The sequence below is a fragment of the Shimia abyssi genome (assembly GCF_003014475.1).
GTDB classification, from domain to species: Bacteria; Pseudomonadota; Alphaproteobacteria; order Rhodobacterales; family Rhodobacteraceae; genus Shimia; species Shimia abyssi.
In genome coordinates this window covers 61,617-85,304 of sequence record NZ_PYGJ01000016.1, presented here as the reverse complement: position 1 = coordinate 85,304, position 23,688 = coordinate 61,617, and the positions used below count along the sequence as shown (strand labels likewise).

Here is a 23,688-nt window from a genome sequence, read left to right as displayed (position 1 = left end):
CCCTGAAACTTTCATCGTTCCTATGACTAGATTGCGCCATCAAACCTTAGGATCAAACACCTAAATCACAAATTCTCGGGGCGCCCAATCTCAAGATCAATGCAACGGCCCCTACAAAATCGTTTCGTCAAACCAGCCCGTGTTCGTTGTGAAGTCCGCAACTGTATGACCTTCAAGAAGAATAGTAGTACCGTCTGCGGATAGCAAAGCGCCATTTGCTGTATCCGTCATTGCGCCGAGAGCCTCTCCTTCAGAGGTGAGGCCAAGACCCAGCACATTCAGAAGGTCCATCTCGGCAAAGCTGAAATCACTGATCGTGTCATCCCCATTGCCTGAGGCGAAAGCGAAGGTGTCAGCGTCAGCGCCGCCGGTCAGAAGGTCACCGCCACCACCACCCCAGAGTTCATCGGACCCAGAGCCACCAGTGACTGTGTCATCACCACCTCCGTTGAACAGCAAGTCGTCATCGGCACCACCATTGACAACGTCATTTCCCCCACCGCCAAAGAGGATGTCATTGCCCGCATCACCGTTCAGAGTATCGGCTCCAGTACCTTTGCCTCCATAGAGGATATCATTACCTCCACCTGCAGAAATCAGGTCCCCTTCCGTCCCACCTCCGAGATTTTCGTTGCCCGCTCCGCCCAGAACGGTGTCTGCACCGGGTCCTGCCCAAAGCGAGTTAACAGAGGCATCAGTGTCTTGCTCGTCCAACACATCGTCACCGGGCCCACCAAAAACCACGTCAGACCCAGTGCCGCCATATACTGTATCGTTGCCCTGGGCACCGCCGATCGTGTCGTTACCAGCACCTCCTCGAATGAGGTCCGCTCCCATGTCTCCTGGGCCCGCAAAGACTTCGTCGTCACCGTCGCCGCCTTCTACAGTGTCAGCCCCGATGTCGCCACGCAAAAAGTCGTTGCCGGGCCCACCATCAAGGAAATCGTTGCCATCGCTACCCAGTAAAGAATCGTTTCCACCGAAACCTCGGAGAAAGTCATTCTCTGATGTACCGCGCAGTTCATCGTCGCCCTCTGTACCCAGTATAACGTCGCCTGGCGCAATAATTGCAGAAGCTTCAGAGATAACCTCTTCTGCCGTTCCGCCACCATCTGTGTAAGACACTAAAACGGAAAGAAAGTTATTGATATCTGCTGCGACGGGGATGTAGCGCTCTCCGGTTGCTTCCCCGATATCTTCGCCGTTGCGCCGCCATTGGTAAGTAAAATCGCCAAGCACATCGACATCACTAAGAGCGTCTGTAACGGCATCGATCGGGAGCCCCTCAATGGAAAACCCAGAAAGGGTGACCACACCTTCCGGGGCATCGTTGACAGCTTCAACCTCTACACTAACAGTCGCTGAGCTGATTGCGCCCTCGCTGTCAATCAGTTCGTAGATCAGCTCTTCTGTTCCGTTCACATTAAGCGCCGGTGTGTATGTGATGTTCCCATCAATATTGATTTTGGCGCTCCCAGTACCCTGCGCAATGACACTCAAGATCGCGAGATCATGACCTTCAGGGTCACTGTCGTTGTCGATCACATCGATGGTTACGGTCTCGTCTTCCTGTGTGACGGCGGCATCGTTCACGGCGATCGGCGCATCATTGATGGCACGCACCACAACCGTCACCTCGGCGCTGTCTTCTTCGCCTTCGCCGTCCGCAATAGTATAGCTGAAACTGTCAGTTCCTGACGTTTCCGCGTCTGGCGAATACTCTATTTTGCCATCAACAAGCGATACGGACCCCATACTCGGAGTGCTGACATTCGTGATGGTTGGAAATTCATTGTCTCGGTCGAGATCATTGGACAGCACATCGATAAGGATAGGTGTGTCTTCCTCGGTGTAAACCCGGTCGTCCGCAGCCTCTGGGGCATCGTTGATGCCTACGGTGACCGTAACCGTTGCTGTGGCGCTGCGCCCGGTGGCATCTTCGACAGTGTATGTGAAGCTATCCGTGCCGATAAACTCTGCATCTGGGGTATATGTTACCCCTGTTTCCCCCAATTCTGCTGTGCCGTTCGATGCATCGCCGACGCTCAAAATGCTTACCGTGTCACCATCAGGATCGGAATCATTAAAAAGAACATCAATTTCAACCGGCAGGGCTTCTTCGGTTGCTGCGAGATCATCAACAGCGATCGGGTCATCCGGTGTCGGCGCGACGATCACGTTCACCTGGCCCGTGCTAATGCCTCCATTTCCATCACTCAGCAGATAGGTGAAGACGTCATCGCCAACGAAGTTTTCTGACGGTGTGTAGGTGACGCTGCCGTCTTGATTGAGGGACGTCGTCCCCGATCCCCCGGATGAGATAGACAGGATGCTGATACTATCCCCTTCCGGATCGCTATCATTGTCAATTGGATTGAGCGTTGCGGCTGTGTCCTCGTCCGTAGCGAGCGTATCACTGAGAGCTAAAGGTGCATCGTTTATGGCCTCAATGGTCAGGGAAACACTCGCTGTCGCGCTACCACCTTCCCCGTCACCAACGGTATAATCAAAGCTGTCGCTCCCAAAGTAATCCGCAGCCGGCAAGTAGACGAGCAATCCCTCGATGGTTTGTGAAACGATCCCGTGATCGGGTTGTGTGAAGCTTTCAATCGTTAAGCTGTCTCCATCTCGATCACTGTCATTTGCCAACGGGTCAATCGCCACGGCACTGTCCTCAAGGGTGACGGCACTGTCATCGACCGGTTCCGGATCGTCGTTGCGCGCCTCCACTGTGACTGTGACAAGGCCGGTGTCGCTTAACCCCTCACTGTCTTCAATGGTGTAGAGGAAACTGTCGATACCAAAAAAGTCGCTAGATGGCTCGTAGGTCACGTTGCCATTGTTATCGTGCTCGACAGTTCCATAGAGCGGCACCCCTAGGGACACGAGAGCGACCTGTATGTCTTCAGCATCGGAATCGTTGGCAAGCACGTCGATTACGACGGACTCGTCTTCAAAGGTGCTCGCCATGTCTTCCAGAGCGACGGGCGCGTCGTTTGTGGCCACTACGGTGACACTGGCGCGCGCTGTGGCGGATCCCCCGTTTCCATCGCTCAGTGTGAAGTCAAAACCATCGCTTCCGTTGAAGTCTGTGTCCGGCAAATAGGTTGCAGTGCCATCACCGTTGATGGTCACATTGCCGTTGGTCGTCTCACCCACGGACGCTACCGTCAGTCGGTCCCCTTCTACATCACTGCCGGTTGTCCAAAGCGCGAAAATCGCTGGGCGATCCTCGCCCGTTATCCGTGAAATGTCGACCACCACCGGATCGTCATTGACGGGATTAATCGTCACACTGACTGTCGCGACATCAACACCGCCATTGCCGTCTGAGACAGTGTAGGTAAACGAGTCCAAGCCATTGAGATCGAGATTGGGTGTATATGTTACGGTGCCGTCACCATTGTTGGTTACGCTGCCGGACATACCTTGTGCCACATCGGTAATGGTTAAGGGATCACCCTCAATATCAATGTCATTATCGATGAGGTTAAGCGTTGCGGCTGTATCTTCGTCCGTATTGAGCGTATCATCAAGCGCCACCGGCGCATCATTGACGGACTCAATTGTGAGAGAAACACTCGCCGTCGCGCTACCACCCTCCCCGTCATCGACAGTATACTCAAAGCCATCGCTGCCAAAATAATCTGCGTCCGGCAAATAAACGAGCAAGCCTGCTTCATTTTCCGAGACAGATCCATGGTCAGGTTGCGTGAAGCTGTCGATCGCCAGAATGTCGCCGTCTCGATCATTGTCATTTGCCATCACATCAATGGCCACAGCATTGTCCTCAGGTGTGACAACGCTATCGTCAACAGGTTCCGGCGCATCATTGACGGACTCAATTGTGAGAGAAACACTCGCCGTCGCGCTACCACCCTCCCCGTCATCGACAGTATACTCAAAGCCATCGCTACCAAAATAGTCTGCGTCCGGCAAATAAACGAGCAAGCCAGCTTCATTTTCCGAGACGGAGCCGTGGTCGGGTTGCGTGAAGCTGTCAACCGCCAGAATGTCGCCGTCACTATCATTGTCATTTGCCAAGACATCGATGGTCACATCAACGTCCTCAAACGTAACAGCGCTATCGTCAACAGGTTCCGGCACGTCGTTGACGTTCAACACGTCTAGGGTGAAACTCTGCGTGGCAGTGCCTTTGCCATCAAAGAGTCCAAAGCTAAACGAAGCGTTGCCGACATTTGCCTGAGTTGGTGTGCCTGAATAGGAATAGTTTACCTGAGATGGCCCGTCTGTGGTTCCAACATATTGCATCCAATCCGGAACAGAGATGTCCCTGGGCGTTAGGACATCACCGTCCGGATCGGTTGCTGAAAAGGTATAGGTAAAAAATTCGTCTTCATTGATAGTTGTCGGTGGCGTGCTTGTGAACACAGGCAGTTCGTTAAGAAAAGTAACCGTTATGTCGCCCGTTTTGTCAGGATGACTGCCGAGGTAAGTGTCAATGCGGTTGCCGTCCAAATCGGTGGAAGTGACTACGGTGGGAAGGTTCCCGATTCCCCAAGCGTTGGAGCTGCTAACTCTGTCCACACCAAACTGAAAATCCGTAATGATGATGTGACCAGGCCGAGGTCCAATCAAAAATTGATCCGCCCCGGCACCGCCGGTCAATGTATCGTTACCGCCGCCGCCATCAATCCTATTCTCATCACTGTTGCCAATAATGACGTTGGCAAGGCTGTTACCTGTAGCATCGATGTCCAGAACCCGGTCAGGACCGTATTCGTTGTAGCCCGACCTCAGTGTCAGGTTCTCGACATTTGCTCCCAGCGTATAGCTGATTTCGGTTTCCACCGTGTCGGTGCCTTGATCCGCCAGTTCAATAACCGTGCTTCTGGCTGTGGAGGAGAACGACTGGAAGACGTAGGTGTCATCGTCCAACCCGCCAAACATTGTCTCCGTTCCGTAAATACTGCCCGCGAAAAACGTGTCGTCGCCCGCCCCGCCGTTCAATATGTTGGTGTTTGGACCGCCAAAAATCGTGTCGTTGCCACCCAGACCGTTGATTGTGAAATCAGCTTTGCCCTCTGCGGAGGTGGCACTGCCACGTAGAGAGTTTGCCCCATCGGTGCCGTTGATCGTAAAGGATTGACCTAACTGGCCGCCGAAAACATATATCTCGGCATTCTCAACATCTGTGATCGTCACGTAGGTGATTCCGTCGGTGGAATACCCTGCAACCAAATCGAGGATAACGTTCTCTTCAAGGGTCTCCACGGAACGCCAGGAGAAAGTGACCCCGTCTATATCACCAGCACCGTCTATGGAACTGCCAACATCATAATACGGGGCACCGTACTCGTAAATGAAATGGAAATAATCTCTGTCAGACGTCCCGGCATAGTTAGCCACGTTTTGCAGGATATAGCTTGGTCCAAAACTTGCCATTTTTAGCAACCTCTTACGATAAAGTTTCGAACAAACAGCACAGAGCTACGTGCCCTGCAAATGCATCTGACCACGTTGGAATAGATCACCAGCTTTTTGAATGGGGTGGTCTGGCGTTCCATTTTCGGGCTTGAATAGCCCCTACAATATCGTCTCATCAAACCACCCAGTGGATGAAGTGAATTCTGCAACCAACTGTCCGTCAAAAAGAATGGTTGTGCCGTTTGCGGACAGCAACGCACCGTTTACAGTGTCTGCCATCGAACCGAGAACTTCGGCTTCCGATGTTAAACCCAAGCCAAGCACGTTGAGTTGGTCCATTTCGGCAAAGCTGAAATCATTGATCGTATCGTTGCCATTTCCTGCTGCGAAGACGAAAGTGTCTGCACCTGCGCCACCCGTCAGGAGGTCATTGCCACCGCCGCCCTCCAGAGTGTCATTGCCTCCCGCACCATCGAGATGATCATTAGCTGCAGTACCCTCAATACGGTTTGCACCATCATTGCCGAGTCCAGTGCGCCCGATATCCCCAACAAAGCGCAGCGTTTCGACTTCCGGGTCAAGAGTATGATCAACCGAGCTTTCAACCGTATCGTCACCGCTATCCTCAAATTCCACTATCCAATCATTGAGGTTATCCACCTGATAGAGATCATCACCGTCGCCGCCCGCCATCCTGTCACGCCCAGCCCCGCCGATAAGGGTGTCGTTGTTCGCGCCTCCGTTAATGACATCGTCACCTTCATCGCCGTAGAGCAGGTCCGCGCCGCCGTTCCCACTCATGCGATCAGATCCCTCGCGCCCCATGACCACATCGCCCACATCTGTGCCGTTCAGAACGTCGTCATAAGCGGTACCGTCAAGCACGGGAAGGTCGGCGATTTCGAATGTACGGTCGGTGAACTGCACGACTTCAATGTCGCCCGCGATGATGTCCTCGCCCAAACGCTCCGCACCGTCGATCTCGAAAATACGCAGTCCGCCACCTTCGATGCGGCGGGCTGTATAGTTTTCCGACGAATAGTCAAAGATCACGGTGTCACGTCCCGCCCCACCAACATGGCTGTCGAGACCTTCGCCACCCTGCAAGGTGTCATCACCGGCACCCCCAATCAGAGTGTCACTGCCCTTATCGCCCTTGAGCCAGTTCGCGCCCTCGTCACCTGTCAAAGAGTCATCCCACTCCGATCCGGTGATATTCTCGATACTTTCCAGAACATCTCCCGTGGCATCACCGCCTTCAATCACACCCGTGCCAAGGTTGATTGTGACAGCCGCTTCCGATGCCAGATAGCTGGACGTATCCGACCCGGCGCCGCCGCGGATCGTGTCTTCCCCAATACCCCCATGGAACGTGGTGTCTTCACTGTTGCCGAGAAAATCATCATCGCCCAATCCGCCTACGATGGTTTCGATCCCATCAAAAAGATCGATTGTGCCAACGTAGCGCCCGACGACCGTAATGGCTTGCTCTGCGGTGCGCAGTACAAAATCAGGAAGCCCGTCTACCGGGAGCAGGTCGGCAGGGCCACGTGCGTATTCCGGATTGAGGCGGAAAATGCGTTCAGGTGTAATTTCAGCCACGTTCTCGACAAGATCATCGCTGGGATCCGGTGTACCACGGTCAAGTGTGCGCGTTGTGAAGCGGATTTCGTCTGTTCCGGTCGCAATGAGATCCTCGGGGTCCCCGCTTGGCCCGATCTCAGTGGACAGACTGTCTGTCCAAACCGGAAAATCGACTTCCACAAGGCTGTTTACAATCCCAGTGTCGAGGCCCTGCCGGCTACCGACCCCGGCCATGACCACGGTAATGCCGTAGTCCCGGCCCGCGAAATCGAGCGTATCATCACCATCGTCGCCGCTATGCAGGTTTGATCCGCCGCCGCCACTAAACCAGTCGTCGCCTGACCCGCCCCGCAGCGTGTCGTTCCCGTCACCGCCCAGAAGGACGTCATCTCCTCCATTGCCTTCCAGCAAATCGTCGCCGCCATCGCCTGCCAGCGCATTGTCAAACTCGTCGCCCCGCAATGTGTCGTCTGCATTGGTGCCTTCGAGGTTTTCGATGTCGATGAGTGTGTCGCTTCCCGCAATCCCAGTCGTCAAATCTGCAACAATGCCACCCGCTTCGGTCACGATGCCGTCTGCAAGGTTTTTAGGGGTAATCTGATAAAGGTTGAACGAAGCTGTATCTACACCCTCGCCACCATCCAGCGTGTCGTTTCCGTCGCCGCCATGTAGTGCATCATTGCCAAGTCCTCCTTGCAGGAGATCATGTCCGGCATCCCCAAAGAGGAGATCCGCGTCGCCCCCGCCGTTTATAGTGTCATCCCCCAACCAGCCCAAAAGGAGATTGCCAAGATCATCGCCAACAAGCAGATCTCCAAATGCAGACCCGGTCAGAATTTCGACTTGATAAATCTGGTCAGCTTCAGCAAAGCCGCCCGTCCCAACCCCTGTCGCTAAACTAACCTGAACAGCTGCATCACTTGCCTCATAAGTCAGCTCATCGATATCCGGTCCACCGATGAAGACCTCTCGCGCATCTCCTGCCACAAATAGATCATTGCCGGAGCCACCAGCGAGGGTAGTGACTGTCTCTAAATCAAAATTACTGTAGGAATTTTGATTGATAGTACCAAGGACATCATCTCCAGCGCCACCATTCAGTATGTCGGAGGCAAGCTGGCTACCAAACAGAACGTCGTCGCCATCATAGCCTTGAACCTCCATTGCCCTTCCAGGTGTGCCGACAGTCACAATATCACGCTGGGCGGAGCCTTTAATCAGATCGATTCGGAACAGGGTCGCAGCGCCAAACAGCGCCCCATCTTGGGTTTGAGGCGCCGAAAGCCCATCAGGTACTACAGAGTCCGTCGCTCCATAGATACCGGCCGTAGCTGGTATGAAGCGATCTGCAGTCCCACCACTACGTCCCAATGTGTCAAGTGTCCAACCGTTCCCAAATCCAGTATCAATATCAAAGAAAAGTTGGAGAGACAGGCCGCTCTCAGACATATCCAGAGTGTTAAAACCAATTACCGTTTCTAGACCAGCAATGTCTCCATAAATTTTGTCTCCTTCGATGCGCGTGTCTCCACGATAGAAAAACGTGTCATCACCAACCTCGCCCACAAGCATGTCAGCTGCGATCGTTTGACTGCTGAAATGGTCATTGCCTTGGCCTCCAAAAAGCGCGGCTGAATTGCCGGCGGTGCTTCCCCGGAGGTCATCATCTCCTGCGCCAGCTAAAATAAGCTGATGTAAGCTGTCTGCAGCTTGGATAATGTCTGCGCCAGCGCTGCCGACTATTTCGTCAATGCCTTTGATTGTATCCACGCCGATGCGATCACCTGCAACGATGCCTGAGGCGTATTTGGACACCTGCTGCACACCAGGGCTGAGCTCGCCTAAAATGACAATGCCATCGGGCAAATCCAATCGCTCATTCACATAGCCCGTCGTTTTAAACTCTGGAAAATCAATGTCGTAGGCGTATCTAATTCCGTCGTGTTCCGGGCCATAGAACACCGTCGAGCCGAAACTTGACGTGTCTTCAATGAAGTCATCGCCCAATCCGCCAACATAATAATTTGAACCGTTCCCACCCATCAGGGTGTCATTTCCACGGTCACCAATCAGCCAGTCGTTCCCATTTCCGCCAAGAAGAAGGTCGTCGCCACCAAGACCACGAATGGAATCGTCACCGTCGCGTCCGTTGATCAAGTTGGCCTGATCATCTCCCCAGAATATGTCGCCGTAGTCCGATCCGTTGATCCGCTCGACATCCTGGATCATTGAGAACGGAAATTCGGAGACATATTCGGAGGCGGTAGGACCAAAGAAGATTGATCCCTGTGGGACATACTGCCCATATGGATCCATATCGATTTCGACATCGGTGGGCCGATAGAGGGCTCCGGAGAGCCCATGAGCGAGAAACACTGAAACCGCCCTCGGCATGTCGTTGAAGTTGACCGCGTCCTCTCCATCCCCGCCCAAAACGATATCAAACGTCCCATTCCGAGAGACAAGGAAAGTGTCGTTTCCTGCTCCACCGTCAAGCCTGTCTCCAGGAAACCCGAAGTATTCTGAGGCAAGGCCATTGTCGCTTGAGGCAAGCCGGTCGTTTCCGGGGCCTGTCAGGAACTGATCAAAGCCCGCGCCGCCAAATGTCCAATCGACGCCGTTTGAGGTCAATACAGGCTCGCCGTCAACGAAGACATTTGAGAACTCTTGGGTAACCAGCGTAATGTCACCGTCTTCTGAGCGGGTTTGAATGAAGGTATCAATCTCGTCGATATCAACGACCATGTCGTCGAAGATCAGGGTTTCAACCCCCTCCAGGGTATCGGTGCCGTTGTTGCTTGGTCCGAGGTCACTGTAATCCGCAATGACCCATGTGCCCGAAGCAAATCCTTCCGGGGTGAGCCTGGAAAGGAGCCCAAAGTCTTCGATCTTGCCGTTAAACAACACAACGTCCCGCCCGGCGCCGCCTATGATCAGGTCGTCTCCGCCGCCGCCAATGAAGAAGTCATCACCAGCTCCTCCATTCAGCGTATCGTCGTAGATGCCACCCAGAAGGATATCATTTCCGCCCTTGGTCGTTGCCGTTTCAGGACCGGGTTTCGCGAGAGTCCCGAGATAAACTTCGCCCTCACTATCGGAAGTACCCCGCAGTGTTGCCTCAAGCGCGTCTGATCCAAGTTGTACGACCAGCCTTTCAAGCTGTGCAACGATATCTAGGGAAACATAATTCTCAAGGTTTGTTAGTTGGGTGGTAAATTGGGCAACAATCGGTTCAAGGAAATCAGTATTCGGCAACAGGTCAGTCACTTTGGATACGAGAGAATCGATCACATCACCAATGCCCGTCTTCTCCACAATCCATTCCAGAGCGCCCTCTAAAGGGCTTAGGAGCCATCCGAAAATGCTGTCTAGGGCGTCAATAACGGGCTTCGCTTTACTGACCACACTATTGATTGGTCCAATAGCGTAATTGAAGGCGGAGACTACGCCATTAAGCGCAATAGCAAAGGACTGAATAGTTGCGAGAACCGTCGATGACGACAGAAGCGCGGTGGCGGCATCTATCGCAGTTGCAATTGGCTTCGCTAGTGTCGCAGCAGGCTTTATGAAATCCCCGGCATCTTCGGTTCGGCTTTCGATCCGGGCCACGTGATCCGCGATGCGCTGTTTCAACGCTTCAATTTTCGGGTCCCCGTCTCCAATGTCAGAACTGGCAAAAACCAAAGCGGCGTCCAGTTTGTCACTTGCGGCCGCCATCTTGTTGGACAGATCATTTATTTTTCTGGATGTTTCTTCGATCTTTGCTTGATCAAAGGCATTTTTGAGGGTGTTATCGGCTTTGCCAAGTTTACCATTTGCCTGCTCCCAAAATTCAATGTTCTTGATCTTGGACTGAATTCCTTGCGCCCACGCTTTTGTTTTCTCCGCAATGGAATCGAGAGGGCGCGAAACAAACTTTAAAAAACCAACCTTACCCATAACTCTGGCTGAATATTCTGCACCGTCGGCAATTTTCTCAAGAGCCTTTGCTGAATCCCTCAAGATCTGGGGACTTTCAGTGAGGCTTTCGACCCCCTTTATGGCCTTACGGAGGCTTTTTGCGGAATTTAGCGCATAATATGCTTGGCCCAAGTCTTCAAGTTGTTCGGCCAGATTCTTGGTATGTTCTGGCATGTTCCACCTAAAATAAATGTATAATCATGAAGATCCACAATGAGCGAAATTACTATAAAAGCAACGTTTTTCTGATCAAAACAGTGAGACACACGTCACAGTATTTGGTGTGCCAGGAGCCTGGTTGCCGAGAATAATTCGATCACGAGGGTTGCAGTAACCCGTTGTATTGGCAATGTAAGTTATGTCGGTGCGTAGCTATGTAAAGGGGCTTCCGTGTTTCGAGAAATTCAGAATTTTCGCGCCCGTGTGAGGTTACGTCAGCAGCCTCGACAGCATGTCTTCCTGATCACGTATGGGAGGTCTGGGTCCACGCTTGTCCAGAAAATCCTCAATACCATTCCGGGATATTGCATCCGGGGTGAGAACAACAATTTGCTCTACCACCTCTTTCGCAGCTGGGCAGCCTTGTCGAACTGCGAACCTGTCCAGTCGCACAGGCGTATAGGACGGTCCCTGACATCAGAACACCCTTGGTTTGGAAGTGAACAGGTCGACCCGGACACGCTAGGGCGGAATCTGGTCAGCTTTTTCGAACGTGAGGTACTTCAACCTCCGCCAGGTACCAAGGCCTCGGGCTTCAAGGAAATCCGATATCACCAGGATCCGGACAGGTTTCACGATTTTCTGGATTTCATGCACCGATTTTTTCCCGGCACTCGGTTTGTTTTTAACTACCGGGCACATGATGACGTCATGAAGTCCGGCTGGTGGGCACATCAGCGACCGGAACGCGTCAAAGAAATTCTGGATCAAGCAGAAACACTGTTTGAATCGTATATGTCCGCGCATCCAGATCGTTGCATCCGCATCGACTATGATCGTTACGCACAAGACCCGTCTGCCCTTCGACCTCTTTTTGACTTTCTCGGCGAGGCGTTTGAAGAAGGCCAAATCGCTCAGCTCATGGACGCGCGCCTCGACCATTTGAAGGACGACAAGAACAGATACGCGCCGCCGGACCCTTGAAACTGGACCCGGTGCGCACGCCGCTCCTCTCACAGAAATGCAGACTGCCACCGCCGGTGCGGTTTCCGGAGACAATCATGGGAGAAAATGGACATGACACCGTTCGTGGGAGGCAGGTCACCAAGGTTGCGCTTGCCGGATACCACTCCTGATACCGGGTGCCTCAGATTAGTCTTGTTGGGTATCGACGAGCTGGATTGTATCCCCATTCGCAACCCACTCCGGTTAGATTGCTTTCTGTGCTGCCAGATCCAGCAACGCTTCCAGCGCCTGCCTGAATGAACCTTCAACTTCGATATTCCCTCTGATGTCGGCCATCCGGAACATTGTCAGAATTCCCAACTCAGCGTCTGTCAGTGGCACACCAAGTACATCCAGCAGAATCTCGTGTACTCCGGGATGATACTCTTCGATCGCAAGGATCAGGAATTCCTTCTCATCCATACCCAATGTTTGAGATAGTGCCGGAATTCTATTGAGTGGTACTCGGGTGGTGCCTTGCTTTATCATGCAAATGACATTGGGATGTTTCAAACCAATGCGGTCCGCAATCTCCCTTTGTGTTAATCCTGATGCATCTATTGCTTTGGAAAGCATGTTGGCGGTGGGGCTGAAAGTCATCTCGTTGAATCCTCGCGATCATGTTTGTGATGCGATATGATAGAGAATGCGCAGCGATCCTTCTGAGGACGCCGTGTTTCCGCCTCTATAAGGATGCTTGCCAATTCAGGTCTTGCATCAAGGGAACCCACCTTAGGCAGATTAGCCTTCATCTAGGACTTCGGATACTGAGGTCGTTTTGCGCGGGCTGCAAAGCACATTTCCCCGTGTAGAAAATCGCGATTCCGCACGGGGTTTTTACGGGGATAACCGTCCCCTCGCCCTTCAGCGCTTCCAGCGCGACCTTGGCCGAGTATTGCTCCGCCGTTCACACTCCTTCGTGTTGATGGTCAGTAGACTACAAATCGCAGCTTACGTCAGTGTCCGGTTTTTGGGGGCTAGCTCATTCCGAAGTGGTTGACGACGCACAATGGAGGGGAAACGCCTGACAATCAGGAAGCAATGCAAAGTGCCAATTCGACGATGATCAACCTTATACTTATTTAGTCTTGTGATTGCTCGGGCTTGTTACCTTCAAGACGTCTCAAAGCACGGGCGACAGTCGAGGCTGGCCGTTCAGACGGAACAAATACGCCTTTTCTGGCCCCGTCGCCGTTTATTTCAGAGGCCATTAGGTTCCTGTTGGACGTCATTGCAGCGGTCAACGCCGTTCGCAGTTCGTCGATGCTGATAATTTCTGTTCATGTAAAGCACCGTCTCTCTATCACGTGGCGTACATTATTGTTTTATAATTATTATCGCGCACCCACATCAAAGTTCGCCAAGATTTCTGTAATGCTTGCGCAGCAGCAGCAATCCGAGAACGAGTGCGATTAATGCAATCGCCATAACGAACAGGGTCGAAGCATACGCAGCGCGGTAACTTGGATAGAAGCCTGCGCGCATCAGGCCAGTCACGTGGAACAGAGGGTTGTACCAAAGCAGATCTTGCGCGACCCGGGGAAGGTCTTCAAATATGTAGAAAATGCCTGATGCCAAAAACAACGGTCGCGTCAGGATTGACCATACTTGCATCCATGCGGGAAACCACTCGAAAAGAAAAGCGTTCAGTGTCCCCAGCCCAAGACCCAATATGGAGGCAAGAAAAAGAGCGTGCAGGATCTGGGGATAATCGAGAATTGCAGTTGTGTCTATGACAGCGAGTATACCCGAAATCACGACAATAAAGACAATCAACTGCGTGAGTGTATTCAGTATAAACCGGGCAAAGAGAGCATCAACAAAGGTCACATCAGGGTAAGCTAGGAGCTCTCGGGAAAATCTCAAAGCGCGTGAGGTCGTGTTTGCGACCATATTATAGAGATTGAAGGGTAGATATCCAGCAGCATAAAAAAGCAAGAAACTGGTCCCCAAAGAGGGTGCGCGCAGGAGGAGCGAGAAAGCAAAGGACAACAGCACAACCGCTGCTACAGGGTCCATTATCGCCCAAAGATAGCCACCGGGAGAGCGACCATAGGTGGTCGACATTTCCCGCAGCATCAGGGCGATCATAATCCTGCCGGAACGGTATTTCGGCAGGGAAGCCACTTTCATTCTACCTACTGCCATTTCGCTGTTTAGCACCCCTATGGATTTGTATGCGGTGGTTCTGTAAGACTTGTCAACGACAACTCCCATTCAGCCAATACTTGGTTTTCATCTTGCAAAAACCCCTCCCAAGCGTGCCACCCGCAGCCCAGCCAGACGACAAACGGTCGTTTGCCCTAGAAGCAACTGTGAAACCCCGCCACAGGGGTTTAGCGTTATCTTTTATCCTACTGGTCCCTGTGCTCTCCATAGTGGCGGCATTCTATCTCTGGGTAGTTGCCGAAGACCAATACGCCTCCATTACTGGGTTTACGGTGCGCAGTGAAGACGGCACCTCCGCGATTGACGTATTGGGGGGGCTGACGCAAATCTCCGGAGGGGGGGGGGCAAGTGATGCCGACATCCTTTACGAATTCATCCAAAATCAAGAACTGGTGAAAGCCATTGACGAAAAACTTGATCTTAGAAAGATCTACGGAGCTCCCTATCCTCGCGATTTCGTGTTCGGGTTTGATGAAAAAAAACCCATTGAAGATCTGGCATCGCACTGGAGGCGCATGGTCAGAATCTCCTACGATTCCATCACTGGTCTGATTGAATTGCGCGTGCATGCGTTCTCCGCGAATGACGCCAAAAACATCGCAGAAGCGATTGTTTTGGAGAGTTCCCGCGTGATCAATGCGCTGTCCGAACAAGCTCGCCGGGATGCAACACGGTATGCTGAAGAAGACCTCGGGTTGGCTGTTGAACGTCTCAAAATATCCCGCCAAGCAGTGACGGAGTTTCGCTCTATAAATCAGATCGCGGATCCGACAGCAGATATTCAAGTCCAAATGGGATTGATCAACACGTTGCAACAATCATTGGCTGACGCGTTAGTCGAGATAAGTATTGTTTCAGAGACAGCCCGCGCGTCGGATCCGCGAATGACGCAAGCAGAAAGACGCATCAAGGCGATCAGGTCCCTCATTGCGGAAGAGCGCCGCAAGATCGGTGTGGGCGGAACTTCGGCGGAAGGCGGAGACTACGCCGAAGTTCTTGGTGAATTTGAACGTCTCGCTGTCGAGTTGGAGTTTTCCGAACAGACATATTTAGCCGCACTGACAGCTTACGATATCGCCCGAGCGGAGGCCCGTCGAAAAAGTCGGTATCTTGCGACATACATTCAGCCAACACTCGCGGAGAGTTCCGAATATCCGCAGCGGCTAATGCTCTTCGTAATGGTCACATTTTTTGGGGCCTTGACTTGGGCGATCTTTGCCTTGGTTTACTATAGCATTCGAGATCGACGCTGAGGGCGATGTGATCAGATTAGAGGAACTACGTAAACGCTTCAGAACCAACGCCGGTGAAAAAATCGTCGCAGGCGGAATCAATGCCGTTTTTCCCACCGGCGTATCAGTTGGCCTGCTCGGGCGCAATGGAACCGGGAAGTCGACTCTTCTGAGAATTATCGCGGGTACATCTCGTCCGGATTCGGGAAAAGTATGGTCCGATGGCACCATATCTTGGCCTGTCGGGTTTGCTGGCAGTTTCCACCATGATCTAACCGGTGCGCAAAACACGCGTTTTATTGCGAGGATATATGGTACCGACAGTGATTCATTAGTGAGCTTTGTTGAAGATTTCGCCCAGCTGGGCGCACACTTTCACATGCCAGTCAGAAGTTATTCTTCGGGCATGAAATCCCGGCTCGCATTCGGGGCCTCAATGGGTATCAGATTTGATACCTACCTCGTTGATGAAGTTACAAGCGTCGGTGACGCAGCATTCCGCAAGATAAGCGGGCAAATCTTCAAGGATCGTATGCAAGACAGCGGAGCAATCGTTGTATCGCACTCAATGTCACAAATCCGTGAACTATGTCAGGCAGGTGTAGTGTTGGAAGGAGGTCAGCTAAGGTATTTTGAGGATGTAGAAGAAGCAATCAGCCATCACAACGCCAACATGGGGTAATCCCTCCTTAAATTGGAGGAACTCAAAAGTAGAATTTTCTTGGCACTATAACTAAGGAGGTTTTTTATGAAGATAGCACGATATGCCGACGCACAGATAATGGACCTCCTAAAGCAGACGGAGAGTGGTATGCGCGTTTCGGAGCTGTGTTCGGAATACGGGATGCGCAGCACAAGTTTCGACAAGTGACGCACACAGTTTGGCGGCACAGGCGAATCGTTTATTTCCGAGATGGGGTCGATTACGGATGAGAACCGGCGCTTGAACCACATGAAATGCCAATTTGCATTACTGGTATTTCTCGAATTTCAACCTTAGAAAACAGATATTCTGGGCAGTGGGGTACGTCTAAGCCTCATTAAGGGCTAGCCAAAGTAGGAGACCATGAATTGCCGGATCGTTTTGACAAAAAGATAATTGACGCAAAGGCATTGGAGGAACGCTTGGTTGCTGATGGGTGCCACTTAGACGCGCAGATTGTGGGGCGCTTGCGGAAGGCGGCGAGAGCTACACACAACACGCTAAGGTTGGCACATCGGGACAACATGGAACTCAGGGAAAAGATTAAAAAAATTGAGTTTTTATTGGCTTCTGACAAAGAGCCCAAGTAAGAGACAGGCCTGTTGCTGTGAGGTACCCCTAGTTTCCTAGACACCTGCCTGGTTCAGTTTCTGCTGTCTGATTTCGAAGTCAACCAATGCCCGGCAACACATGCAAGGCATGTGTGATAGGGGGCGACAGCATGCCGTTGTTGGTGTGCTTGCGTTTCGGGTTGTAGAACAGCTCGATGTATTCGAAGACGTCCCGCCTCGCATCTTCTCGGGTTGGATATATCCGGCGTCTGATCCGCTCCCGTTTCAGGAGTTGAAAGAAGCTCTCAGCCACAGCGTTGAAGCTCCTATATTCGTCAAGCAGCGATTTGGGCTGATTTCGGCACACAGAGATGGCTGTAGATTTCACGGACGATGTAGCGTTTGAGGCATCGAATGATCTCGCTTTTGCTCTTTCCGTCTTTCGTGCGTTTCTTGACATAGGCAAGCGTTGGTTCGTGGCTACGCATTCTGACGATGGCCACACGATAGAGTGCTGCGTTGGCTTGCCGATTGCCGCCTCGGTTCAAACGAAATCGGTTGGTTTTGCCGCTGGATGCAGGAATGGGACAGACTCCGCAGAGCTTCGCAAAGGCTGCTTCCGAATGGATGCGTGTTGGATCGTCGCCAACGAGGATCAACATCTCTGCAATGGTCAATGTTGCAATACCGTGTGAGGCCATCAGAGCTGGTGCGCGTTTGGCGACAAGACGTTCCAATTCTCTGTCATGTGCGAGTATTTCTTCATGCAACCACAACCAACGGCGTGCCAAGGCGCGCATGGCGGTTTTTGCTGAGGCAAGCGTCGTGTCGATATCCCCGGGTCTGAACCCTGCAATATGCCGGATCAAAGCAACCTTTCCTCGGATTTGGTCAAGCGCGTCACGCAGATCCGCAGGCGCGTTGATGATCAACGTCTTTAGGGTCACCATCGCCTGTGAGCGTGATTTAACGGCAGTATCGCGTGCAATCTTTAAGTGCCGGATCATCTCTGACGACCCTGTTTGTGTTTTGGGGAGTGCTGTTGCTTGCCCAGAGAGAACGGATCGTGCAGCACCCTCCGCATCCAAGCTATCAGTTTTGCCTTGCGTGTATCGCATCTGCCGATTTGGCCGCGTAACCTCAACCACGGTGTGTCCCTGGGAGAGCAAAGACCGTGAGAGGCCCGCGCCATACGAACCCGTTCCTTCAATTCCAAATGCAAGAACCTGTCCATGAGATCGCGACCAGCGTTCCAACTCCAAGTATCCCTTCGGATTTGCCGGAATGGACAGCGCCGCCAGCCGGGTGCCTTGCGTATTGATAGCGACGGCAACATGGGTTGCTTTGTGAGTGTCAATGCCGATGATAACTGGATGTGTGGTCTTCATAGTGCCCTCGTTGCTTGAGACATGCCCAGGCACCGATCCGAGAGGACAGAACTGTGATGGGGCGTCCCCGTCAGGCTCCTATGAGGTCACATCTCGCCCGTTGTCGGGGCGACTTGACGGTCGACACGTCAACGCAATGACACGCAGTCAATCGTAGCATGGGTCAGGCCATCAAGCCGCAATACCATATTCACAGTCATGGCAGTTCCCTCGTCGGCTCATACTGGCTTCCAGGTTGTGCTGACGAAGGAACGTCTGCCACTCCCGGCTGGTGAATTGCGAGCCCTGATCGGAATGCACTGTCACCCGGCTTTCTGGCTTGCGACGCCAGACGGTCATCCTGCTTGAACTCGTCGCTGTAATTGCTTGTCCCCATGTCGGCCTCCTCGCCTCAAAGTTAGGGAGCAAAGCGTCTACAAATCTAGGGGCACCTCACATGGACTTCATGGCCGATCAACTCGCAGACGGTCGGTCCTTCCGAACGCTGAACGTGCTGGACGACTTCAATCGCCAAGGCTTGGCAATTGAGGTGGACTTCCGCGGCCCCGCCGTGGAAGCCGTATTTGTGCTTGCAGAAGCGTCAGCAGAGGGCACGAACGGGCCGACCCCGTGCGATCCACATGGTAATCCCCCCTAAAATTAGTGGTGTTCAAAAGTAGAATTTTCTCGGCAGGATATCTGAGGAGATTATTGATGAAGACAGCACGATATAGCGACGCACAGATCATGGGCATCTTGAAGCAGGCAGAGGGGGGTACGCATCGTCTCCCACCAGACGCGATGCAGATGGGCCGCGCGCCGACGGACCGATGGAGAGGGGATGACGGTGCCGGCTGCTGCAAACTGCCTATCACATCCGACCTTGTTGCGGCGGTTACGTGCCCAAGCTGTCGATGATTGCCTTGGCCTGGGGCATTCGCGTCAGCGAGTTCCCGATATGCTCGCGCCAACGCGGGCCAACCTCCAGAGCGGTGGCATGGGCGCGGGCCAAATCATCGGGCCGGTCCTCGGCCATAGCCTCAATCAGGAACGCTGCCTGCTCCCGGTCCTTCGCCGATTTGAGGCTCCCCGCTCCGTCACGCCTTCGATCGGCAATGATCAGCTTGTGGATCGCATAGCGTTCCGGGCGCGGCACCTGCACGAGAATACCAGATCTATAGATCGCCGCCGCATGGATTGGCTCGGCGATCAGGAAGTTGAGATAATTCAACGCTTGGGCGTTCACGCCCAAGGCGGGCAGCTCTCGGATGGTCTCATCTCCGAAGGCCGGGGTCAGGAATTCGACCAACTGGCCGCTGCCACCCTGGGCCCAACGCCAGGTCCGACCTTGGTCAATAGCCGGCAAAGGATCAAATTTTAGTGCCGAGAAAGTCTCGGCCAGACCCGGGTCGACCTGATCCTGCAACGCCACGCTCAGTTTTTCGAACTGGGCGATGTCGATGTCGCCGGTATTGGCCATGCCCCCCAAGGGTAAACGAACACCAAGCTCGCCTTCATAGAGGCGGAAGGCATTCGTCCCGACGATGGTACCACCCAAGCGAAAGGTACCGGCTGCGGCCATGGCCGACAGGATTGAACCAGTCGCCCGGTCGGTGGGCGTCATGCCTTCGGCACGCAAGAGTCGCACCAGCCTCGACCGTTCCGCTTGCCGCTCCTTGGCAGTCGCGCGCAGCTCTTCAATCCGGTCGATGCGCGCGCGCGTCTCGTCGCTGTCCTCGCCGATATAGATGAACTGCATTTCGGTTCCGACACGGCGCGCGGCGTACCAATAGGCATTGTCGCCGCGTTCCTTGAGCGTGGGCTTGCCTTCGACACCGGACAAGGCGTCGTCCTTCAGGAGACGCACCAGATCAGTGTACGCGCTCATAGCGATGCTGCTGAGAGGTATCATGCCAATCATTTCCAAGTTTTGCTTGGCACGCATGTACCTATCAAAACATAAAACTGCTAGGCAAAAGGACTTGAGGGCACCTCCACATCCCTGAGAAACGACGAAAGGGCCGCGCTAAGCGCGACCCCCTATCTTCAATCCTACGACGCCTTCTTCGCCGGGTCCGCAACCCGCATGACCGTCAGGCCTTTCACTTCCGCCTTCTGCCCGAGGTTCAGCGCGTGCTCGCGCCCACCGAGCCGCAATCATCTCCGCCCCGTGCTTGCCCCTTGTGGCAGAGAAAGATCTCCTGATTGCGGTTCTGCCTGATCCGCTCGCGAACCTTGTCGAGCGTGTTGAATATCAAATCGACATCAGTCCAGTCGGTGGCACCCGAGACGATCATGGGCACCCCCTCGACTTTCGACTTCTCGGCGGTTCCCAAAACCCACATGCGCCAGATCGCCCCGATCGCACATGCTCATATCAACCTCAAAGGCACCATCACCTTTGATCTCGAGCAGCACAGAAATACGGGTCAGAATGAAAGAGAGGACCCACAAAATGCAGCAAATGAACGACGTTGAGGACCATATTCAATGAAATCAATGATTTAATCAGATTAACGCGACAAAATCCATTTAAAAACAACTGCTTGCTTATGCAACATACCGCAGCCCCGTTACGAAAACCCCAACCCAGGCAATCATGCACTAACATTCACATCGGACCACTTAGGTGGAACTGATCAGCCTCCTCAAAGCACTGAATGATATTGATTTTCTGAAATCTGGATGAAGTCGCCACAAGGCACTTCACTTACCCTTGAGATCTCTTTTTCACCCAACCGATGAACGCCTTATCCGGGCTCCTAAAGCGGGGTTGTCCAGATAGCATCCAAACCCGGCGCCATTCTGCCTCAAGCGCATAAACATCATAACCCGGCATCAACCCCCGTATTTCATCATACACCTCTGGTTTGAGAACGGGGGCATTGGAGACATCTACGACGCTGTCTCTCCGCGTAACACAGATAATATCTCCAGGTTCCTCCTCAAGACGATAATCTGGAAGGTTGTCAGCAGAAATCATATCCCTGAGCATTTTTCGGAACACGCGTCGAGGGGAAGCTGAGCCTGATTTCTTTAGTAGCGTTTCGACAGAAACCCGCCACTCTGGTTGACGTCCGCAATGCTTACGGCTCAACTCATATATCCGTCGTTCTAACGGTTTGCGAAGCTGAAAATAGTCCCTACTAATTGTCAGAATCGACTTGGACATAACAGCCCGGAAAAGCCACTCTGAAAGCGTCACCACCACATTGACCATTCGGCCGCTTTTCGCTTTCCGAACAATTCGCCAATTTTCAATCAAGCCGAAACCGCTCGTCGTCGAAGTCTCACCAGTCGCTATGTTCGTTGTAATACGTGTCCCAGCCAATCTTTCGAACGCATCCTTCAAGCGTTTATAGCCATCCCCAGACGCATCCCTATTTGTCGCCGAAAGTAGGTCTGCCGCTTTCAAATGAAGTGTTCTGCTAACCAAGCGCCCAAGGTTTAGAGCAGCCATGAGCTGGCTAATGCAATAAATCAGAATATCCTTATCATGAATGGTCGCGAGACCCTTGACCGACGGAATAACTTGAATCGAGTTCCCGTTGTGCTCGTAGTGCAAAACACGCCGGTCTGGGCGTGTCGAAAGAGAAAATAGTGGATGCTCCATTGATACCATATCATTCTTTGGAATCGCATCGAAAACATCACATACAAAAAAGTCACCTTGGCCCAATCCTACAGACCCATCAAACAGAGCTTTCTTAGTCATTGGTACTGCATTCACCTCTACGGGTTTTTCGTAGTTTCATTAACACCCCACGCCTTCATCGTAGTCAGTTACCTTCACAAGGTCCACAATCTGAAGTGTGGGATCGGAGTCATACAACTGTGGTACCAGAGTCACTTTTGTGTGGTATCAGAGTCACCTAGATCACAATAAGCCCATATTATATGTTTAATTTCAGTGTGTTAATAAGTTACCAAGATCACTATAACAGAGATAACTAAAATATAACTAAGTAGCCCATCAAGTCGACTAAATGGACGATTTCCAGATAAGATATTGAAAACAATGTATTAATTATATATATGTTGCTAAAATATTTACATGTATCAATAATTTGGGTACATAGCGGTATAGACGATACATCAGGCCGAGGATCATATGAAATCATCCCCTCCACCACCCCCCTACTTTGCCATTTCACCAGATGCCGCAATGAAAATTGTCGAATCACCGGTTACCACAAAGGACTTCGAGAATATTGCGAACGCCTGTTTTAGGGGGCGTTCAGATCTTCGCAGTCGCGGCATCGATACTCGCGGAGAAAAAAAACTTCGGTTGTTCTCGACTTGGGAAATCACACGCTACCTTATTCCCGTTGCGACAGCGCACTTCAGACGTGTTTTACGACAAAACCCCGCGCTTCCTCAGGGGCGTTCAGAAGTAGAAGGGGGCTCAAAATGGTTTTCTATGGACGAAGTTCTTACGCTTCGGCAATTTTTTGCAGCCGAAGGCTCCAAGGCAAAAGAATATCTTCCCTATCGACCAAAAAGTTTGCCAGCCAAGATTGTAACAGTTGCTTCATTTAAGGGCGGCGTTGGAAAAACTTCGACTACAGCCCACCTTGCGATGTCCGCTGCGCTTGATGGTTACAAAGTACTAGCCATAGATTTGGATAGTCAGGGCTCAATGACGTCTATGTTTAATGGGTACGTTGATGACGAATGGGGAACCGTATTCCCATTACTTGCGCGGCACTATGCAGAACACCTACGCCGCGAGAACAAGAAACGATCGGACAGGGGGGACCCACCAATTCCGCTTGACGACACGCTTTCGGAAGCTTTGAAGAAAAATGCCCAGAGCCTAATCCAAAAAACACACTGGCCCAACATAGATCTTATTGGAGCACAGCTTGATCTCTATTGGACGGAATTTCAGATTCCTGTATGGAGAATGGGATCACGGACTTGGAAACTCTGGGATGCTCTTTCGGAGATCCTCGCGCAAGACAGCATCCTCACGGAATACGATATCATCTTCTTGGATACTCCCCCTGCCCTCGGTTATCTAACAATCAATGGCCTTGCGGCTGCGGACATTGTCCTAGTTCCGACAGGTGCAAACTTCTTGGAGTTTGACTCAACCGGCCGTTTCTTTGACATGCTTCATTCTACATTTGCTTCCATTGAAGATGCAGAGAATGTAGCCGCCAGAGCTCTTGGAGCTGAGGAACTGCAGTTTGAATGGGATGCGGTCTGTGCTCTACTCACCCGATATGACAAAAATCAACAATCGGAAATGGCTAACCTGATTCAGTCCTACCTTCCTGAAACTCTCCTGCCCTATCGCCAAGATTTCACAGCATTGATTGGTCAAGCTGGAGAGCAGGTAAGCGGTATCTATGAGGCTGACTATCGGGATTTCAATCGCGAAACTTATATCCGTGGTCGCGCCACTTTCGATGAAACATACGCGGCGTTTAAAAGACTCCTGCTAGGAAGTTGGCGAAGAGACGAAGTAGCGATGGAGAGTAGTAAAGAGTGATGCCTCCTTTTATTAAGGTCATGACATTTTAGAATGACACGAATACCCTATCAAACGACAAGCGGTCTGGAAG

The 23,688-nt window shown here is 52.3% G+C and carries 14 protein-coding genes and 4 pseudogenes; 8 read left to right on the top strand and 10 right to left on the bottom strand.

The features are described from left to right. Window positions 1-111 precede the first annotated feature (111 nt). Together CLV88_RS18685 and CLV88_RS23620 are read right to left on the bottom strand one after the other, a co-directional pair. The gene (locus tag CLV88_RS18685) at window positions 112-5,406 is read right to left on the bottom strand and encodes an Ig-like domain-containing protein (protein WP_106609934.1); all 5,295 of its coding nucleotides are present in this window, start codon (window positions 5,404-5,406) and stop codon (window positions 112-114) included. Between the two features lie 141 nt (window positions 5,407-5,547). Continuing rightward, a complete protein-coding gene (locus CLV88_RS23620) occupies window positions 5,548-10,689 on the bottom strand; it encodes a calcium-binding protein (protein ID WP_165798944.1) in 5,142 nt (1,713 codons plus the stop codon). A 633-nt stretch (window positions 10,690-11,322) separates the two neighbouring features. Between CLV88_RS23620 and CLV88_RS18675 the strand changes: the two genes are divergently transcribed. Next, a complete protein-coding gene (locus CLV88_RS18675; protein WP_106609932.1) occupies window positions 11,323-12,075 on the top strand; it encodes a sulfotransferase in 753 nt (250 codons plus the stop codon). A 225-nt stretch (window positions 12,076-12,300) separates the two neighbouring features. Here the strand turns inward: CLV88_RS18675 and CLV88_RS22880 are convergent, their stop codons facing one another. Together CLV88_RS22880 and CLV88_RS18665 are read right to left on the bottom strand one after the other, a co-directional pair. Further along, the gene (locus CLV88_RS22880; RefSeq protein WP_133170005.1) at window positions 12,301-12,696 is read right to left on the bottom strand and encodes a helix-turn-helix domain-containing protein; all 396 of its coding nucleotides are present in this window, start codon (window positions 12,694-12,696) and stop codon (window positions 12,301-12,303) included. Between the two features lie 750 nt (window positions 12,697-13,446). Continuing rightward, window positions 13,447-14,229 carry an ABC transporter permease gene (locus tag CLV88_RS18665; protein WP_106609930.1) on the bottom strand — a complete coding sequence of 261 codons (783 nt, stop codon included), beginning with the start codon at window positions 14,227-14,229 and terminating at the stop codon, window positions 13,447-13,449. A gap of 245 nt (window positions 14,230-14,474) precedes the next feature. Here CLV88_RS18665 and CLV88_RS18660 point away from each other — a divergent pair, with 245 nt between their 5' ends. The 4 genes from CLV88_RS18660 to CLV88_RS18650 all read left to right on the top strand — a co-directional run bounded on the left by CLV88_RS18660 (window position 14,475) and on the right by CLV88_RS18650 (window position 16,790). After that, the gene (locus CLV88_RS18660) at window positions 14,475-15,518 is read left to right on the top strand and encodes a KpsE/RkpR family capsule polysaccharide export protein (RefSeq protein ID WP_243403726.1); all 1,044 of its coding nucleotides are present in this window, start codon (window positions 14,475-14,477) and stop codon (window positions 15,516-15,518) included. A 7-nt stretch (window positions 15,519-15,525) separates the two neighbouring features. Next, window positions 15,526-16,179 carry an ABC transporter ATP-binding protein gene (locus tag CLV88_RS18655; RefSeq protein ID WP_106609929.1) on the top strand — a complete coding sequence of 218 codons (654 nt, stop codon included), beginning with the start codon at window positions 15,526-15,528 and terminating at the stop codon, window positions 16,177-16,179. A 66-nt stretch (window positions 16,180-16,245) separates the two neighbouring features. Then, complete coding sequence (locus tag CLV88_RS23615; protein WP_279338363.1) at window positions 16,246-16,368, top strand: transposase; 123 nt, start codon at window positions 16,246-16,248, stop codon at window positions 16,366-16,368. 200 nt (window positions 16,369-16,568) lie between these two features. Beyond that, on the top strand, window positions 16,569-16,790 hold the full coding sequence (locus CLV88_RS18650; RefSeq protein ID WP_106609928.1) for a hypothetical protein: 222 nt from the start codon (window positions 16,569-16,571) through the stop codon (window positions 16,788-16,790). Window positions 16,791-16,869: 79 nt separating this feature from the next. On the opposite strand, the pseudogene CLV88_RS18645 reads toward CLV88_RS18650, so the two are convergent. The 3 genes and pseudogenes from CLV88_RS18645 to CLV88_RS18635 form a co-directional block, all read right to left on the bottom strand. After that, window positions 16,870-17,070, bottom strand: a pseudogene (locus tag CLV88_RS18645) (IS3 family transposase); the annotation flags it as partial. Between the two features lie 16 nt (window positions 17,071-17,086). Continuing rightward, window positions 17,087-18,139 (bottom strand): IS110 family RNA-guided transposase, encoded by a 1,053-nt coding sequence (locus tag CLV88_RS18640; RefSeq protein ID WP_106609927.1) that lies wholly within the window; start codon window positions 18,137-18,139, stop codon window positions 17,087-17,089. Window positions 18,140-18,334: 195 nt separating this feature from the next. Continuing rightward, a pseudogene (locus tag CLV88_RS18635) lies at window positions 18,335-18,496 on the bottom strand (DDE-type integrase/transposase/recombinase); the annotation flags it as partial. Window positions 18,497-18,575: 79 nt separating this feature from the next. On the opposite strand from CLV88_RS18635, the pseudogene CLV88_RS18630 reads away from it, so the two are divergent. Together CLV88_RS18630 and CLV88_RS22875 are read left to right on the top strand one after the other, a co-directional pair. Further along, window positions 18,576-18,701: pseudogene (locus CLV88_RS18630) on the top strand (IS3 family transposase); the annotation flags it as partial. A 131-nt stretch (window positions 18,702-18,832) separates the two neighbouring features. Next, complete coding sequence (locus tag CLV88_RS22875) at window positions 18,833-19,036, top strand: hypothetical protein (protein ID WP_133170004.1); 204 nt, start codon at window positions 18,833-18,835, stop codon at window positions 19,034-19,036. On the opposite strand, the gene CLV88_RS18625 is transcribed toward CLV88_RS22875, so the two are convergent. From CLV88_RS18625 to CLV88_RS18615, 3 genes and pseudogenes are all read right to left on the bottom strand, one after another. After that, complete coding sequence (locus CLV88_RS18625; RefSeq protein ID WP_423827746.1) at window positions 19,014-20,006, bottom strand: nucleotidyltransferase family protein; 993 nt, start codon at window positions 20,004-20,006, stop codon at window positions 19,014-19,016. The genes CLV88_RS22875 and CLV88_RS18625 overlap by 23 nt on opposite strands. A 164-nt stretch (window positions 20,007-20,170) precedes the next feature. Further along, window positions 20,171-20,448: pseudogene (locus CLV88_RS18620) on the bottom strand (SLOG family protein); the annotation flags it as partial. Between the two features lie 380 nt (window positions 20,449-20,828). Beyond that, window positions 20,829-21,833, bottom strand: coding sequence for a replication initiator protein A (locus CLV88_RS18615; RefSeq protein ID WP_106609926.1), 1,005 nt, complete (start codon window positions 21,831-21,833; stop codon window positions 20,829-20,831). Between the two features lie 396 nt (window positions 21,834-22,229). Between CLV88_RS18615 and CLV88_RS18610 the strand changes: the two genes are divergently transcribed. Further along, on the top strand, window positions 22,230-23,615 hold the full coding sequence (locus tag CLV88_RS18610) for an AAA family ATPase (protein WP_106609925.1): 1,386 nt from the start codon (window positions 22,230-22,232) through the stop codon (window positions 23,613-23,615). Window positions 23,616-23,688: the final 73 nt, after the last annotated feature.